This window comes from Pseudomonas serboccidentalis (genome assembly GCF_028830055.1).
Lineage (GTDB): Bacteria > Pseudomonadota > Gammaproteobacteria > Pseudomonadales > Pseudomonadaceae > Aquipseudomonas > Aquipseudomonas serboccidentalis.
In genome coordinates this window covers 3,635,756-3,652,093 of sequence record NZ_CP101655.1, presented here as the reverse complement: position 1 = coordinate 3,652,093, position 16,338 = coordinate 3,635,756, and the positions used below count along the sequence as shown (strand labels likewise).

The window sequence follows — 16,338 nt, the reverse complement described above, 5'->3', positions numbered from 1 at the left end:
TATGCACAGTTATGACTATTGGCTGATCCTCGCGTTTTTTGCGGTGGTCTTGCTGCCGGCGCCGTTCCTCGGGCGCTTCTACTACAAAGTGATGGAAGGCCAGCGCACCTGGCTGACGCCGGTTCTCGGCCCGGTCGAGCGCGGCTGCTATCGCATCGCCGGGGTCGATCCGCAGGCTGAACAGAGCTGGCAGAAATACACGCTGGCCTTGCTGGCGTTCAACCTCGCCGGTTTCCTGCTGCTGTTCACGATCCTGTTGTTCCAGGATCACCTGCCGCTGAACCCGCAAAACCTGCCGGGCCAGGAATGGACCCAGGCGTTCAACACCGCGGTCAGTTTCATGACCAACACCAACTGGCAGTCCTACAGCGGTGAAGCGACCCTCAGCTACCTGAGCCAGATGGTCGGCCTCACCGTGCAGAACTTTGTCAGCGCCGCCACCGGCCTCGCCGTGCTGGTTGCGCTGTGCCGTGGCATCGGCCGTAAATCGACGAAAACCCTCGGTAACTTCTGGGTCGACATGACTCGCGCCACCCTCTACGGCTTGCTGCCACTGTGCCTGCTGCTGGCGCTGTACCTGGTGTGGCAGGGCGTGCCACAGACCTTCGCGCAATACGTGAATGCGCTGACGATGCAGGGTGTTGATCAAGTGATCCCGCTCGGCCCGGCGGCCAGCCAGATTGCGATCAAGCAACTGGGCACCAACGGCGGTGGCTTCTTCGGTGTCAACTCGGCGCATCCATTCGAAAACCCGACGGCCTGGAGCAACCTGTTCGAGGTGTCTTCGATCATTCTGATTCCGGCGGCGCTGGTGTTCACCTTCGGCCACTACGTCAAGGATCTGCGTCAGAGCCGCGCGATTATCGCCTGCATGCTCGCGCTGTTCCTGATCGGTGGCGCGACTTCGCTGTGGGCCGAATATCAGCCTAACCCGGCGCTGAACAACGTTGCCGTCGAACAGACCGCACCGCTGGAAGGCAAGGAAGCACGCTTCGGCACCACCGCCACGGTGCTGTGGTCGGTGACCACCACGGCGGCGTCGAACGGTTCGGTCAACGGCATGCACGACAGCCTCAACCCGCTCAGCGGCATGGTTGCGCTGGTCAACATGATGGTCGGCGAAGTGATCTTCGGCGGCGTCGGGGCCGGCCTCTACGGCATGTTGCTCAACGTGCTGATCGCGGTGTTTCTCGCCGGCCTGATGATTGGCCGCACCCCGGAATACCTCGGCAAGAAACTGCAGGCGCGGGAAGTGCAATTGCTGGTGGTCACGCTGTTGGTGATGCCGGTGGGCGTGCTGGTACTCGGCGCGATCGCGGCTGTCCTGCCAGGTCCGGCGGCGACCATCAGCAACCCCGGCCCGCACGGTTTCAGCCAGTTGCTGTACGCCTACACCTCGGCCAGTGCCAACAATGGTTCGGCGTTCGGTGGCCTGAGCGCCAACACGCCGTTCCACAACCTGATGCTGGGTCTGGGCATGTTGATCGGTCGCTTCGGTTACATCCTGCCGGTGCTGGCACTGGCCGGCAGTCTGGCGATGAAGAAAACCGCACCGATCGGCCAGAACAGCTTTCCGACCCACGGCCCGCTGTTCGTGACCCTGTTGACCGTGACCATTTTGCTGGTGGGCGGCCTGACCTTCCTGCCAACCCTGGCGCTCGGCCCAATCGCCGAACACCTGAGCATGGGCTTCTAAGGAGCTGATGATGAATATGCCCGCAATCAAACCCGCCGCCGCCAAGGCGCCGGAGCAAGCGAAAACCGCGATCTCGGCCCTGTGGCGGCCAGCGCTGGTGCAAGCCTTCGTCAAGCTCGACCCGCGTCAGTTGGTGCGCTCGCCCGTGATGCTGGTGGTCGAACTGACCGCGATCTTCACCACCGTGCTGTGCTTCATCCCGGACAACGTCGTGCCGACCTTCGTCGCCGCGCAGATTGCCCTGTGGCTGTGGTTCACCGTGCTGTTCGCCAACTTCGCCGAGGCCCTGGCCGAAGGTCGTGGCAAGGCCCGCGCCGACAGCCTCAAGGCGGGCAGCGAAGGCCTCAGCGCGCGGCGCAAAATGGCCAATGGCAGCTTCCAGGTAGTGCCCGCTGCGAATCTGCGCAAAGGTGATGTGGTGCGCGTCGAAGCCGGGGAGATGATCCCCGGTGACGGCGAGGTCATTGAAGGTATCGCGGCGGTCAACGAAGCGGCGATCACTGGCGAATCGGCACCGGTGATTCGCGAGTCTGGCGGTGATCGTTCGGCGGTCACCGGCAACACGCGCCTGGTGTCTGACTGGCTGCTGGTGAAGATCACCGCCAACCCCGGTGAATCGACCCTCGACCGCATGATCGCGCTGGTCGAAGGCGCCAAACGCCAGAAGACCCCGAACGAAGTTGCCCTGGACATTCTGCTGATCGGTCTGACCCTGATCTTCCTGCTGGTGGTGGTGACCCTGCAACCGTTCGCTCATTTCGCCAACGGCAGCTTGCCTCTGGTGTTCCTGGTGGCGCTGCTGGTGACGCTGATTCCGACCACCATTGGCGGTCTGCTCTCGGCCATTGGTATCGCCGGGATGGATCGTCTGGTGCGTCTGAACGTCATCGCCAAGTCTGGCCGTGCCGTAGAGGCGGCCGGTGACGTGCACGTGTTGCTGCTGGACAAGACCGGCACCATCACCTTCGGCAACCGTCGTTGCAGCGCGGTGTATGCCGCTCCGGGTGTGAATGGTCGTGAACTGGCCGAAGGCGCGTTGTTCGCATCCTTGGCCGACGAAACCGCTGAAGGCAAATCCATCGTCGAATACCTGCGCGGTCTGCACCCGCAGCCTGAGCCGGCGCTGGACACTCTGACCGCCGTGCCATTCAGCGCTGAAACCCGCTTGTCCGGTGTCGACTATCAGGGCCGTGTTTACCGCAAGGGCGCAGTGGATTCGCTGCTGGCCTTCCTCGGTCAACAACGTGCCGAGCTGCCGTCGGCACTGTCGCGGGAAATCGACAAGATCGCCCAGAGCGGCGGTACTCCGTTGCTGGTCTGTGCCGACGGCAAACTGCTCGGCGCGATCCACCTCAAGGACGTGGTCAAGCCAGGCATTCGCGAGCGTTTTGCCGAGCTGCGCAAGCTGGGGATTCGCACGGTGATGGTCACCGGCGACAACCCGTTGACTGCTGCGGCCATCGCCGCTGAAGCGGGCGTCGATGACGTGCTCGCCGAAGCCACCCCGGAGAAAAAACTGGCGCGTATCCGTCACGAACAGAACGACGGTCGTCTGGTCGCCATGTGCGGTGACGGCGCCAACGACGCCCCGGCGCTGGCCCAGGCTGACGTCGGCATGGCGATGAACGACGGCACCCAGGCGGCACGCGAAGCGGCGAACATGGTCGACCTCGACAGCGACCCGACCAAGCTGCTGGACGTGGTGCAGGTCGGCAAGGAGTTGCTGGTAACCCGTGGCGCGCTGACGACCTTTTCCATCGCCAACGACATCGCCAAATACTTCGCGATTCTGCCGGCACTGTTCGCTGCGATCTACCCGCAACTGGGCGTGCTGAACATCATGCACCTGACCAGTCCGCAGAGCGCGATCCTGTCGGCCATCGTCTTCAACGCCCTGATCATCGTGGTGCTGATCCCGCTGGCACTGCGTGGCGTGCGGGTGCAGGCAGCGAGCGCTGCGGCGTTGCTGCGCCGCAACCTGTTGATCTATGGACTGGGCGGAATTCTGGTGCCGTTCGTGGGGATCAAGGCGATCGACATGCTGCTGACGGCGCTGCATCTGGTTTGACGGAGTTATTGGGGCTTGGGGCTTTTTGTGGCGAGGGAGCTTGCTCCCGCTGGGCTGCGAAGCGGCCCCAAACCCGGTCACCTGTCTTATCAGATACACGGCGATTACCGGTTTACGACTGCTGCGCAGCCGAGCGGGAGCAAGCTCCCTCGCCACAGATGTCGCAGCGTTGAATATTTGGAAGAGGATTTTGCAATGTCCACAATGATACGTCCGGCCCTGAGCCTGTTGGTGCTGATGACCCTGATCACCGGCGTGGCCTATCCACTGGTGGTGACCGGTGTCGCGCAGGTCGCCTTCCCTGAGCAAGCCAACGGCAGCCTGGTGCGCGACGCCGACGGCAAGGTGCGTGGTTCGTCGCTGATCGCCCAGGATTTCGTCGGTGATGCGTGGTTCCATCCGCGTCCTTCGGCGGGCGCCTTTGCGACTGTTTCCAGCAGCGCCAGCAACCTGGCACCGAGCAATCCGGCGCTGGCCACACGCGTGATCGACGACGCCAACAAGCTGCAGGTGCCAAGCCAGGGGCCGGTGCCATTGGCGTTGCTGACCACCTCCGGCAGTGGTCTGGATCCGCACTTGCCACCGGCGGCAATTGCCTATCAACTGGCGCGTGTCGCGGCAGCCCGTAACCTGCCGGTGTCGACCTTGCAGCAACTGCTCGATGCGCACATCGAACAGCCGTTGGTGGGACCGCCGGTGGTGAATGTGCTGGAGCTGAACATGGCGCTGGAAAAGCTGTAGATCAAAAGATCGCAGCCTGCGGCTACGCCTACACTGGATCGGCCTGCAGGCGCTGGCGCAGGCTGCGATCTTTTAACATTTCACCCTCATTTCAAACCGAACAAGGCAATCTCCGATGAGTGACTCCGGCCGCGCCGACGCGCTGTTAGCAGACCTGCCCCGTGACGGCCGTGGCCGGCTGAAAGTCTTCCTCGGCGCCGCCCCCGGTGTCGGCAAGACCTACGCCATGCTTCAGGCCGCGCACACGCAATTGCGCCAAGGCGTGAAAATCATTGCCGGCGTCGTTGAAACCCACGGCCGGGCCGAAACCGAGGCGCTGCTCGGCGGCTTGCCGCAGCAACCGCTGGTGCGCTTGGAATACCGGGGCGTGACGCTCGAAGAAATGGACCTCGACGGCCTGCTCGCGGCCAAACCGAAACTGGTGCTGGTGGACGAACTGGCGCACACCAACGCCCCCGGCAGTCGCCACGCCAAACGTTGGCAGGACATTCAGGAGCTGCTCGCCGCCGGCATCGACGTCTACACCACGGTCAACGTCCAGCACCTGGAAAGCCTCAACGACCAGGTACGCGGCATCACCGGCGTGCAGGTGCGCGAAACCCTGCCGGACTGGGTGCTGCAGGAGGCTTACGAACTGCTGCTGATCGACCTGCCATCGCGCGAACTGCTGGAGCGTCTGCGCGAAGGCAAGGTCTACGTACCGGAGCAGGCGCGGGCGGCGATCGATGCGTTTTTCACCCAGACCAACCTCACCGCGCTGCGCGAACTGGCGATGCAAACGGCGGCTGCGCAGGTCGATAACGATCTGGCCCAAGGCTATCGTCAACTCGGTCAGGCGGCCCCGGCGGTGCGCGGGCGTTTGCTGGTGGGGATCGACGGTGATGCACAGGCTGAACGCCTGGTGCGTCACGCCAGTCGCGTCGCCCAGCGTCGGCATTTGCCGTGGAGTCTGGTACACGTCGACAACGGCACGGTGCGCGATGAGCAATCGCGCCTGCGCCTGCAAAATGCCCAGCAATTGGCTGAACGTCTGGGCGGCGAAGTGGTGTTGCTGCGTGCCGGTGAAGTGGTGAAAACCCTGATTCAGCATGCCGCTGAGCGCCGCGCGAGTCTGGTGCTGGTCGGCCAGTCGCGGCCGAGTCTGCGTCGTCGCCTGTTCGGTGGCGGGCTTGCAGCACGTTTGCTGCGCCAGGCTCACGGGCTGGAAATCAACGTCCTCGACAACGACCATGAGGACCTTCAACCGCGCCCGCGGGTGACGCCAACGCTGGTCTGGTTCGACTATCTGTTGGCGCTGGTTGCCACGGTGCTGGCCAGCGCTCTGGCGTGGGCGGTGTCGAGTGTGTTGCCGCTGCCGAACATCTCGCTGGTATTCCTCGCGGCGGTGTTGCTGGTGGCGGTGCGCAGCAGCTTGGGGCCGGCGTTGGCCTGTGCGGCGTTGTCGTTCCTGACGTACGATTTTCTGTTCATTCCGCCGAATTTTTCCTTCGCCATCCAGCGCGAAGAAGACGTCCTGACCTTGCTGTTCTTCCTGCTGATGGCGGCGCTCACCGGCAACCTCGCCGCCCGCCAGCGGCGCCAGTTGCAGGCCCTGCGCGACACTCAGGAGGAGACCACTGAACTGCTCGATCTGTCGCGCAAACTTACCGCCGCGACGGACCGTCAGGCGGTGGTCAGCGCCGCCGCGCAGCACCTCAATGGCTGGAGCGATCTGCAGTTGTGCCTGCTCAATCGGGACGGGCAGGGCGGCTGGAAAGTCGAGACCGGCGGGCCGCTGGAGTTCACCGAATCCGAACGTGCCGCCGCCGACTGGGCCTGGCAGCACGATCAACCGGCAGGCATGGGCACCGGCACGCTGCCGTTCGGTCGCTGGTGGTGGTGGCCGCTGTCGGTGGAGGACGGGCCGCTGGCGTTGCTCGGGGTCTGTGCCAAAGAAGGCCAGACCTTGAGTGGCCAGCGTCGGCGCCTGCTCACCGCGTTGAGTCAGCCACTGGCTCAGGCACTGGCCCGGGCGCAATTGGCGGACGATCTGGAAGCTGCGCGCCTGCACGGTGAAACCGAGCAATTGCGCAGTGCATTGCTCGCCTCGGTGTCCCACGATCTGCGCACGCCGCTGACCGCCATGCGCGGCAGTATCGACAGCCTGCTGGCCCTCGGCGAAGCCATCCCGCTGGAAGATCGCCGCGAGTTGCTCGAAGGCACCCGCGATGAAGCCGAACGCCTCGACCGCTACATCCAGAACCTGCTGGACATGACCCGCCTCGGTCACGGTGCGTTGAAGCTGGCGCGCGACTGGGTGGCGCCGGCCGACATTGTCGGCAGTTCGCTCAATCGCCTGCGTGCGGTGCTGGCGCCGTTGCAGGTGAGCACCGATGTGCCGGAAGAATTGCCGCTGCTGTTCGTGCATGCGGCGCTGATCGAGCAGGCGCTGGTCAATGTGCTGGAAAACGCTGCGCGGTTCTCACCGCCGCATGGTCGTTTGCAACTGAGCGCCGGGGCGAATGACGAGGAGATTTTTTTCTCGGTCAGCGATGAGGGGCCGGGGATTCCCGCAGACGAGCGGGCGAAGATTTTCGACATGTTCTACACCGCCGCCCGCGGTGATCGCGGCGGGCAGGGCACCGGTCTGGGGCTGGCGATCTGTCAGGGCATGGTCGGTGCGCATGGCGGGCGGATCAGCGTCGCTGACGGTATCGATGGACGCGGCACCTGCATCACCCTGCACCTGCCGTTGCAGACGCAACCGGGAATGGACAATGAAGCCTGAGTCCGGGTGCGCTACTCTCTTGCCAATCTTTTGTGTTGATGTGAATTCATGAGCCAGACCGCGACCATTTTGGTCATCGATGACGAACCGCAAATCCGCAAATTCCTGCGCATCAGCCTCGCCTCACAAGGCTACAAAGTGCTGGAGGCCGGCACCGGCACCGAGGGCCTGGCCCAGGCCGCGCTGAACAAGCCGGACTTGCTGGTGCTCGACCTCGGCCTGCCGGACATGGACGGCCAGCAGGTGCTGCGCGAGTTTCGCGAATGGGCCACCGCACCGGTGCTGGTGCTCTCGGTGCGGGCCAGCGAAGGGCAGAAAGTCCAGGCGCTGGATGGCGGCGCCAATGACTACGTGACCAAGCCGTTCGGCATCCAGGAATTTCTTGCCCGGGTTCGCGCGTTATTGCGTCAGGCGCCGGTCGGCGAGGCGCAGCAGGCGGCGTTGACGTTTGGCCCGCTGACTGTGGATCTGGCTTATCGGCGGGTGTTGCTCGACGGTGTCGAAGTGGCGCTGACCCGCAAGGAGTACGCGGTGCTGGCGCAACTGGCACGGCATCCGGGACGGGTCATCACCCAGCAGCAGTTGCTCAAGGACATCTGGGGCCCGACGCACACCGAGGACAGTCATTATTTGCGGATCGTCGTCGGGCATTTGCGGCAGAAGCTGGCGGATGACCCGACGCGGCCCCGGTTTATTGTGACGGAGGCGGGGGTCGGGTATCGGCTGCTGAATGAGAACAGCCTGTAGTTTTTGTGGTGTCTGTTCAGCCCCCTTCGCGAGCAGGCTCGCTCCTGCAAGGGTTTTGTGATCGACGCAGATTCAATGTAGGAGTGAGCCTGCTCGCGATGAGGGCATTGCATTCAATAGAGACCTTTCAGGCACTCAACCCTGCTCACTCTCATACCGATCCAGCGTATCCCGAGCAATCTCCCGCCCCAGCGCGATCAATTCCGGCGCCTTGTAGAACTCGAAAAACCGGCACACGCGCTTCGGCACGTTGATCAGGATGTCCGGCGGATACCCGGCGATCTTGTATTGCGCCAGCGACGTCTGCATCACCTCGAAACTCTGGTTGATCAGGTCCAGCAGTGACGCCGGCCCGACGTTATCGATGATGAACGAACCGGTGGCGGATTTCGGTGCGCCTTCGCGCTCGGGGGCGGCTGCCGGTTGCTGGCTTTCCGGTTCGCTGCCTTCCAGCCACGGGTTGATGTCCGCTGCCTGTGTGCGCAGGGCTTCCTGCTCGAGCAACAGCAACTGCTCGGCCTGCTTGCGGCGGAACGGCATCTTCGAACCCAGCGACCTGAGCAAGCTGTCGAAGCGCGAACGAAAGGCTGGCGGGCGCTGAATCACCGGCAGTTTGTAATGCCGCTGGTTGGTCGCGTTGAGATTGACCGCAATGATCAGATCACAGTGGCTCGACACCACCGGCACGATCGGCAACGGGTTGAGAATGCCGCCGTCCACCAGCATCCGGTTGCCTTGCATCACCGGGGTGAACAGGCTGGGAATCGCCGCCGAGGCGCGCATCGCCTGATGCAGGCAGCCTTCCTGGAACCAGATTTCCTGCTGATTGGTGAGGTCGGCGGCGACGGCGGTGTAGGGGATGCGCAAGTCTTCGATGTTGATCTCGCCGACGATCTTGCGGATCTGCCCGAAGACTTTCTCGCCACGGATTGCCCCGAGGCGGAAGCTCACGTCCACCAGCCGCAGCACGTCCAGATAATCGAGGGTTTCGATCCAGTTGCGGTACTCCTCGAGCTTGCCCGCCGCATAGATCCCGCCGACGACCGCGCCCATCGAACAACCGGCAATGCAGGCAATGTCGTAACCGCGTCTTTCGATCTCCTCAATGACCCCGATATGGGCATAGCCCCGGGCGCCACCGGAGCCCAGCACCAGTGCGACACGCTTTTTCATCAAACTTCCTCCCGACAAGGTTCCACAATGCACCCATCCGGGGGCGGGCGACAATCGGCAGGGTCGTTCAGGGCGGCTACGGCGTCGTTTTTTCGATACGCGATGCCCGCGCAGCGCTATCCTTTGATCACCGTAGATTGATGGGCGCCAAGGCACTTTTTCCTTGCCGCAGCGTCTTACCTGCACGACTGTTGACCTATTTTGAGGTGTAAGTGATGAAAGCCTGGATCTGTGTGCCGTTGATCGCGCTGGCATTGGCCGGTTGCGCTGGCAAGACTGCTTATCGTGACAGCTGTGGCAGTCAGCTCGATGCGGCGTGGCACGAACTGGATCTGGCCAAGGCCGAAGGGTTCGCCGGCACGGTCAGCTATTCCAAAGCGCTGTCGTTGCTGACCGCCGCCAAGACCCAACAGCAATTCGAAGGCTTCGAGGGCTGCAGCAAAAAGGCCGAGAAAGCCCGGTTCTACATTCGCGAATCCCGCGCCGGACGCTAAGCTGCTGACATAACGCAAGGATGCGCCTGCCATCCAACGGCAGACTTGTCTTTCAAGCCATTTGAGTCTGGAGCGAGTGATGTCGGCGTTGGTGGATCGGTTGGTGGCTCATGTCCTGAGCCTGGAAGTGCGGCTGCTGGCCTGTCAGGCGCGCTTGACCGCGCGTACCGACCCCGAGGCACTGCACGACTTGCGCACCACGGTGCGACGCTTGCGCAGCCTGCTACGGCCATTGCGCGGCTTGCCTGGTGTCGAGCAATTGGAGGGGGCTGCATCGGCGGTGGGGCAGTTGACCACGCCGTGGCGTGACCGCGAGGTGCTGGCGGCGTATCTGCTCCAGCACGATCAGCCACAAGCGGCGCAGCGACGCATGGCGCAAATGGCCGACGCCTATCCGGCACTGGCCGCGAGTGCCGAAGTGGCGTCGCTGCTGATCATTCTCGACGCCTTTCCGCGATTCTTGCGCGCCTCCCAGCGTCAGGGCCTGCTCAAGGGCCTGGGCAAACGCATCGAGAAACGCCTGCACAAGCAATGGAAAAAACTCGACGAAGCGCTGCACGATCCAGCCCACGACCGGCATCGTCTGCGCTTGCTGATCAAGCGCGTGCGCTATGGCATCGAAGCCTACCCGGAGCTGGATCGTCTGCCTGAAGCGGCGCTGGCCCGGCTGAAGTCAGCGCAGGGCGCTCTGGGTGACTGGCACGATTGCTGGCAGTGGCTGGCGCGGGCCGAGCAGGAAAGCGATCTGCAACCGTGCGTTGCGACCTGGCAGGCGGGCCTGATCAAGGCTGAAGCCAAGGCGGACCGGGTGCTGGAAAAACTCAGTTCAAGCTGCTTCAAAAAATCCTGATATCACCTGAACCCCTGTAGGAGCTGCGAAGGCTGCGATCTTGGCTTTTGAAGGTCAAAAGATCGCAGTCTTCGGCAGCTCCTACAGGGGTTTTTCATTGAGCAGGAAACCGGATAAGGCCTTTCTGTCAGTCCATTTGACCGGAATAGACGCTGCGGCGCTCTGCCATGCTGGTTAAGATCGCTGCATTCACTTTGGCTTTACGAGGTTGTCATGCGTTTTTCCGATCTGCTCGAAGCGGTCCGTCGCCAACCAGAACTGACCATTCCCGCCGAGTGGGGTCAGGGCCGGGCCAGTTTTGGCGGTCTGGTGGCGGCGCTGCAATACGAAGCCATGCGCGCGAAAGTGCCCGCGGATCGCCCGGTGCGATCGCTGGCGATCACCTTTGTCGGCCCGGTCGAGCCGCAAGTGCCGGTGAGTTTCGAAGTCGATGTGTTGCGCGAAGGCAAAGCGGTCAGCCAGGTGCTGGGGCGTGCGATGCAGAATGGTCAGGTGGTGACGATCGTGCAAGGCAGCTTTGGTGCCTCGCGACCTTCGGAAGTGGCAGTTGCCGCCTATCCAGCAGCCGAAATGAAGCACTGGGATGAATGCCAGGAGCTGCCTTATATCAAGGGCGTGACCCCGGAGTTCATGCGTCATCTGTCGATGCGCTGGAGTGTCGGCGGCATGCCGTTCACCGGCAACACCTCGCGGCAGATGGGCGGCTGGGTGCGTTTGCGTGGGGACGTCAAGGAAGAGCCGGTCAATGAGGCGCATCTGCTGGCACTGGTGGATGCGTGGCCGCCGGCCTTGTTGCCGTACCTGAAGAAACCGGCACCGGGCAGCACATTGACCTGGACCATTGAGTTCGTTCAGCCACTACGCGACTTGAGCACGCTGGACTGGTGCAAATACCTGGCTGACATCGAGTACGCCGCCGACGGCTACGGCCATGTCGCCGCCAAGCTGTGGAGCGCGGAAGGGGAATTGATCGCCATGAGCCGGCAGACCGTGACGATTTTTGCCTGAATCAATGCCGACGGTGGCGCTCACGCCAGGCGCGCCACCAGCCGCCGCTGAGGAAAAACCGTGGAAAGGTCAGAAACTGTTCGACCAGCAGGCGTGACACGGCATCCTGGCGATCACTGAACGGCTCGGAGGCTTGCGCCTCCAGGCTGTGGCCGTGGCGCTGCAGACCCAGCGCCGCGACGATCCCGATCACGCCGATGGCGACACTCGCCAGGCTCAGGCTGAACACCCCGGACACGATCAGCAGAAACGCGACGATGAACAACGGCACGGCAATCAGGTGCAACACCAGATTGGTCGGGTGCTGGTGATTGTTCGGGTACGCGCGCCATTGCCACGCGGGAAGATTGGGGTGACGTTTGCCCATGTTTGCTACTCCTCGATCCATGTTGAACACATGATTGAAGAATAGGCCGGGGCGGGTGGGGCGGCGAATCAAGGTTGGCTATTGGCATCATAGTAATGATGGACAAAAAAGATCGCAGCCTTCGGCAGCTCCTACAGGAACCTGCATTCCAATGTAGGAGCTGCCGAAGGCTGCGATCTTTTGATCTTTTGATCTTTTGATCTTCAGAGCTTCAACTGCCCGATGGCCTTGCTCAGCTCCCCGGCCAGTGTCGCCAGCTCATTACTGGTGGTCGCCGAATCCACCGTCTGCTGCACAGTGTTCTCGGTTACATCACGAATACTAACCACCGCCCGATTCATCTCCTCGGCCACCTGACTCTGCTGCTCCGCCGCCACCGCGATCTGCGTGTTGCTCTCGCGCATCTGCGCCACGGCACCGGTGATTTCCGCCAGCGCCTCGCCAGCCTCCTGCGCCTGTTGCACGCAGTCGTCGGCCTTGTAGGAACTCTCCTGCATGAAGTCCACCGCATCGCGGGTGCCGGCCTGCAATGCCGACACCATGGTGGTGATTTCATCGGTGGAGGTCTGCACGCGTTTCGCCAGGTTGCGTACCTCATCGGCGACCACGGCAAACCCACGGCCCATCTCACCGGCCCGGGCGGCTTCGATGGCCGCGTTGAGGGCCAGCAGGTTGGTTTGCTCGGCGATGCTGTGAATCACACTGACCACGCCATTGATCTTCTGGCTGTCTTCGGCCAGGCGCTGGATCATCTCAGCGGTCTGCTGCACACCGCTGGAGAGTCCGGCAATCGACTGCTGCACGCGGCTGACCACTTGCTGACCGCTGCCAGCCAGGCCATCGGCGGTCTGCGACAGATCACGGGTGGCGCCGGCGTGCTGGGCGATGTGGTAAACCGTGGCGGTCATTTCATTGATCGCCGTCGCGGCCTGATCGGTCTCGCTCTGTTGGCCGAGCATGCCGTGGCGCACCTCGTTCATGCTCGCCGCCAGGCGTGCAGCGCCAACGTCGAGTTGTCGCGCGGTGTTGGCAACGGTCGTGACCACCCGTTGATAACCGGCCTGCATCGCATTGAACGCGTTGGCCATCTGCCCGACTTCATCCTTGCAGGCCAGCGGCACACGGGCCGAGAGGTCGCCGCTTTTCTCGACATGCAGCATTACGTCTTTCAATGTATTGAGCTGGCTGAGCAGGAAGCGGATCAGCAGTTGCGAAGCGCCGAGCATTGCCAGCATCAGGATGAACACGGCAACGGCGTAGTTGGCAAAACGCTCGCTGAACACTTGCGCCAGGCTTGGGCCATAGGCGATGACTGCGACTTGCTCGCCGTTGGCACGGCTGAACACTTCGGCGCCCATCAGCGGGTTGTTGCCGAACAATGGCAGGTGATTGATCTCGTTCCAGCCGTTGCTGTCGCTGATTTCCAGCACGGGTTGATCGTTGAGGCGCGGTGCTTCCCCGCGTTTGAAGCTCAACACCTGGTCGGCCTTGGGCAGCGCCTGCCCGGTCGGCCAGGCCTTGAGCAATTGCGCCTGGGCCTGAGCGGAGGTTTTGGACGCCTGGCTGCGGGCCTGCTGCTCGAGTTGCACGGCGTACAGCACCAGCAGCAGGGTGGTGACGAAGGCGACCGCGTTGACCGCCCAGAATTTGTATTTCAGCGAGATATTGCTAAGCCAGGCACCCATGGAGGTCTTCTCTGATAGCGGAAACAGTTTTGGCAAGGTGCCAGCATTGTGCCGCTATGTCGGAAGCCGGGTTTGATGTGGGTCAACAGATCAAAAGATCGCAGCCTTCGGCAGCTCCTGCATTGAGATGCTGTGCACCCTGTAGGAGCTGCCGAAGGCTGCGATCTTTTGCGGCTTACACCAACGTCGGCAGAGTGAAGAACGCACGGGCACATGCGGTGGTGTGCGCCGCCAGATCGTCCTCGCTCTCGCTCCGGTGCAGCGCCACTTCGCGCAGTACTTCAGTCAGGTAGGCCGGCTCGTTGCGACCGTTTTTCGGCTTTGGCCGCAGGGTGCGCGGCAGCAGGTACGGCGCGTCGCTTTCGAGCATCAGCCGTCCGCGCTTGATCTCCTTGACCAGCGGGTGCAGATGCGTGCCCCGGCGCTCGTCGCAGATCCAGCCGGTGATGCCGATGTGCAGGTCCAGATCCAGATAACTGAACAAGGCTTTCTGCTCGCCGGTAAAACAGTGCACCACCGCGGCGGGCAATTGATCACGGAAGTCCCGGAGAATTTCCAGCAGACGCTGGCTGGCGTCACGCTCGTGCAGGAACACCGGCAGTTGCAGCTCTGCGGCCAGCGCCAGATGTTCTTCCAGGACCTTTTCCTGTTGCGGGCGTGGCGAGAAATCGCGGTTGAAGTCCAGCCCGCATTCACCCACGGCGACCACGTTTTTCTCTTGCAGCAGGCTGCGCAAACGACGTGCGCTGTCGGCGTTCCAGTCGCTGGCCGAATGCGGGTGAAGGCCGGCAGTGGCGAACAGCCGTTGCCCGCTTTCATCCAGTTGCTGGCACAGTTCCAGCGCCTGCTCGCTACCCTCGACGCTGGTGCCGGTGAGCACCAGTTGGCAGACCCCGGCGGCGTAGGCGCGGTCGAGCACGGCCTGATGTTTTTCGGCGAAACTTGGGTTGGTCAGGTTGACGCCGATATCGATGAGTTGCATGGTTCTACCTCGGGCCGAAGGGCCGGAAAGCATATCAGAGCTGTAGATTTATAAGAAAAGCCAAGAACTACAAAGAGTTATAGCTGTCTCTTGATGCCGTGACGCAGCCCGGGTTGGCATAAATGCCATCACTGTGCCAGTCTCTCGCACTTTGCCAGCGCTCCAGGCGCTCTGTTTTCGTCGGTGTTTGCGACCGTTCAGCGGTAAAAAAACACCCCGTATTCTTTCCGGAGAGTGGATGCATCGTCCCTCGGTTTTGCTCCTGTTGTGTGCGTCGCTGCTGCTGCCGATAACGGCGGTTGCGCGCCTGCCCGGGCCACTGCAAGCCGTGCCGGCCGCCAAGGTTCGCGACCTGTCGGAAATACGCAGCAGCCGCGTGCTGCGAGTGCTGGTCAACCAGAGTCGCAACAGCTCCGGGGAAGTCCAGGGCCAGGCCATCGGTGTCGAATACCACCGCCTGCGCGCCTTCGAGCAATACCTCAACGGTCACGCCCGCGATGGCCAGGAAGTCACCCTCAAAATAATTCCCAAAGCCAAGGATCAACTGCTCGGCGCCTTGCAGCGCGGCGAAGGCGATCTGGTAGCGCCTGGAGAGCTGCTCGATCTGCAGCCGGGCCATGCGGTGGCCAGCAGTGAACCGATTGCCCGCAACGTGCCGCTGGTGCTGGTCGGCATCAAGGGCGAGCGCCGCTACACCAAGGTCGAACAGCTGTCCGGCAAGACCTTGGCGCTGCCCACCGGCAGCGCTGCTGGTGAGGCGGTCAGCCAGCTCAATCAGAAACTTGCGTTGCACAAACTGGCGCCGATCAAGATCGAGTGGGTCGATCCCACCCTGGCCGTCGAAGACGTGCTGGAGATGGTGCAGGGCGGGATATTTCACCTGACCATCGTCGAGCAACCCATCGCCGAGCGCTGGAGCAAGATCCTGCCCAAGCTGCGTTCTGACCGGCAGTTGATGATCAGCGAGCCGGGTGAGGAATACTGGTTTGTGCGCCGCGATGCCTCGATGCTGCGGGCGAGCATCGATCGCTTTCTGGTCGGCTACAAAAAACCGGCGAACGAGGATGCGGAATTTCTGCGGATCTATCGGCGCCTCTACCAAGTGCATTATCCGTTGGCCAAGGCTAACCGCCAGCGTCTGGAAAAACTGCGCCCGACCCTGCAAAAACACGCTGACGCGCAAAACATGGACTGGTTGAATCTGGCAGCGCTGGCATTCAAGGAGTCGGCCCTGCAACCTGACGCCCGCAGCGGCAGTGGCCCGACCGGGCTGATGCAGATCACCCCGTCCGCGGCGCAGCGGGTCGGCGTGAACAATATCCAGAATCTCGATGCGAATGTGCAGGCCGGGGCCAAGTACCTGGCGATGATCCGCCGCAAGTTTTTCAACAGTCCGAAGCTCAATGAGCGCGAGCGCATGGCGTTCACCCTGGCGGCCTACAACATCGGTCCGGAGCGCGTTCAAGGCATGCGTGCCGAGGCGCGGCGACGTGGCCTGAATCCGAACCAGTGGTTCTTCCAGGTCGAGCGCATCGCCATGGAGCAGGTGGGCATGGGTGCCGTCAGCTATGTTAATAGCGTGAACAAGTACTACTTGGCGTTCGACCGGGAGCGGGAGTCACTGGAGCCCCGGGGACAGAAAGTTGCCTCACGGAAATGATCTAATAAACTGATTGTTATGGCGAAATAATTGCGCTTTTAACATGAATTTAACTGATTAATATAGCGACCAATCCCAACACACTTCTCGCTAAACAAGG

At 62.4% G+C, this 16,338-nt stretch carries 13 protein-coding genes; 9 read left to right on the top strand and 4 right to left on the bottom strand.

What is annotated here, in order from left to right:
* Position 1 precedes the first annotated feature (1 nt).
* The 5 genes from kdpA (at position 2) to NN484_RS16505 (ending at position 8,019) form a co-directional block, all read left to right on the top strand.
* Complete coding sequence (gene kdpA / locus NN484_RS16525) at positions 2-1,696, top strand: potassium-transporting ATPase subunit KdpA (RefSeq protein WP_274657490.1); 1,695 nt, start codon at positions 2-4, stop codon at positions 1,694-1,696.
* Positions 1,697-1,700: 4 nt separating this feature from the next.
* On the top strand, positions 1,701-3,764 hold the full coding sequence (gene kdpB / locus NN484_RS16520) for a potassium-transporting ATPase subunit KdpB (RefSeq protein WP_414892887.1): 2,064 nt from the start codon (positions 1,701-1,703) through the stop codon (positions 3,762-3,764).
* A gap of 195 nt (positions 3,765-3,959) precedes the next feature.
* The gene (gene kdpC / locus NN484_RS16515) at positions 3,960-4,505 is read left to right on the top strand and encodes a potassium-transporting ATPase subunit KdpC (RefSeq protein WP_127648790.1); all 546 of its coding nucleotides are present in this window, start codon (positions 3,960-3,962) and stop codon (positions 4,503-4,505) included.
* Between the two features lie 115 nt (positions 4,506-4,620).
* Positions 4,621-7,272, top strand: a complete 2,652-nt coding sequence (locus NN484_RS16510; RefSeq protein WP_274657489.1) for a sensor histidine kinase — start codon at positions 4,621-4,623, stop codon at positions 7,270-7,272.
* Between the two features lie 48 nt (positions 7,273-7,320).
* Positions 7,321-8,019 carry a response regulator gene (locus NN484_RS16505; RefSeq protein ID WP_127648788.1) on the top strand — a complete coding sequence of 233 codons (699 nt, stop codon included), beginning with the start codon at positions 7,321-7,323 and terminating at the stop codon, positions 8,017-8,019.
* 135 nt (positions 8,020-8,154) lie between these two features.
* Here NN484_RS16505 and NN484_RS16500 read toward each other — a convergent pair whose 3' ends face one another.
* Entirely contained in the window at positions 8,155-9,192 is a 1,038-nt protein-coding gene (locus NN484_RS16500) for a patatin-like phospholipase family protein (RefSeq protein WP_127648787.1), read from the bottom strand.
* A gap of 215 nt (positions 9,193-9,407) precedes the next feature.
* Here NN484_RS16500 and NN484_RS16495 point away from each other — a divergent pair, with 215 nt between their 5' ends.
* From NN484_RS16495 to NN484_RS16485, 3 genes are all read left to right on the top strand, one after another.
* Positions 9,408-9,686, top strand: a complete 279-nt coding sequence (locus NN484_RS16495) for a hypothetical protein (protein ID WP_041069470.1) — start codon at positions 9,408-9,410, stop codon at positions 9,684-9,686.
* A gap of 79 nt (positions 9,687-9,765) precedes the next feature.
* Complete coding sequence (locus NN484_RS16490) at positions 9,766-10,536, top strand: CHAD domain-containing protein (RefSeq protein WP_215501994.1); 771 nt, start codon at positions 9,766-9,768, stop codon at positions 10,534-10,536.
* 213 nt (positions 10,537-10,749) lie between these two features.
* A complete protein-coding gene (locus tag NN484_RS16485; protein ID WP_127648785.1) occupies positions 10,750-11,544 on the top strand; it encodes an acyl-CoA thioesterase in 795 nt (264 codons plus the stop codon).
* Position 11,545: 1 nt separating this feature from the next.
* Here NN484_RS16485 and NN484_RS16480 read toward each other — a convergent pair whose 3' ends face one another.
* The 3 genes from NN484_RS16480 to NN484_RS16470 all read right to left on the bottom strand — a co-directional run bounded on the left by NN484_RS16480 (position 11,546) and on the right by NN484_RS16470 (position 14,578).
* A complete protein-coding gene (locus NN484_RS16480) occupies positions 11,546-11,911 on the bottom strand; it encodes an Mpo1-like protein (protein ID WP_041069479.1) in 366 nt (121 codons plus the stop codon).
* A 203-nt stretch (positions 11,912-12,114) separates the two neighbouring features.
* A complete protein-coding gene (locus NN484_RS16475; protein ID WP_274657488.1) occupies positions 12,115-13,596 on the bottom strand; it encodes a methyl-accepting chemotaxis protein in 1,482 nt (493 codons plus the stop codon).
* A gap of 175 nt (positions 13,597-13,771) precedes the next feature.
* Positions 13,772-14,578 (bottom strand): TatD family hydrolase, encoded by an 807-nt coding sequence (locus NN484_RS16470; protein ID WP_215501992.1) that lies wholly within the window; start codon positions 14,576-14,578, stop codon positions 13,772-13,774.
* Positions 14,579-14,816: 238 nt separating this feature from the next.
* Here NN484_RS16470 and NN484_RS16465 point away from each other — a divergent pair, with 238 nt between their 5' ends.
* Positions 14,817-16,238, top strand: a complete 1,422-nt coding sequence (locus tag NN484_RS16465) for an MltF family protein (RefSeq protein WP_127648782.1) — start codon at positions 14,817-14,819, stop codon at positions 16,236-16,238.
* Positions 16,239-16,338: the final 100 nt, after the last annotated feature.

Excerpts from the sequence above, each read along its gene's own strand:
- kdpA (WP_274657490.1), top strand. The coding sequence starts at position 2 with ATGCACAGTTATGACTATTGGCTGATCCTCGCGTTTTTTGCGGTGGTC.
- kdpC (WP_127648790.1), top strand. The coding sequence starts at position 3,960 with ATGTCCACAATGATACGTCCGGCCCTGAGCCTGTTGGTGCTGATGACC.
- NN484_RS16510 (WP_274657489.1), top strand. The coding sequence starts at position 4,621 with ATGAGTGACTCCGGCCGCGCCGACGCGCTGTTAGCAGACCTGCCCCGT.
- NN484_RS16505 (WP_127648788.1), top strand. The coding sequence starts at position 7,321 with ATGAGCCAGACCGCGACCATTTTGGTCATCGATGACGAACCGCAAATC.
- NN484_RS16500 (WP_127648787.1), bottom strand. The coding sequence starts at position 9,192 with ATGAAAAAGCGTGTCGCACTGGTGCTGGGCTCCGGTGGCGCCCGGGGC.
- NN484_RS16495 (WP_041069470.1), top strand. The coding sequence starts at position 9,408 with ATGAAAGCCTGGATCTGTGTGCCGTTGATCGCGCTGGCATTGGCCGGT.
- NN484_RS16490 (WP_215501994.1), top strand. The coding sequence starts at position 9,766 with ATGTCGGCGTTGGTGGATCGGTTGGTGGCTCATGTCCTGAGCCTGGAA.
- NN484_RS16485 (WP_127648785.1), top strand. The coding sequence starts at position 10,750 with ATGCGTTTTTCCGATCTGCTCGAAGCGGTCCGTCGCCAACCAGAACTG.
- NN484_RS16480 (WP_041069479.1), bottom strand. The coding sequence starts at position 11,911 with ATGGGCAAACGTCACCCCAATCTTCCCGCGTGGCAATGGCGCGCGTAC.
- NN484_RS16475 (WP_274657488.1), bottom strand. The coding sequence starts at position 13,596 with ATGGGTGCCTGGCTTAGCAATATCTCGCTGAAATACAAATTCTGGGCG.
- NN484_RS16470 (WP_215501992.1), bottom strand. The coding sequence starts at position 14,578 with ATGCAACTCATCGATATCGGCGTCAACCTGACCAACCCAAGTTTCGCC.
- NN484_RS16465 (WP_127648782.1), top strand. The coding sequence starts at position 14,817 with ATGCATCGTCCCTCGGTTTTGCTCCTGTTGTGTGCGTCGCTGCTGCTG.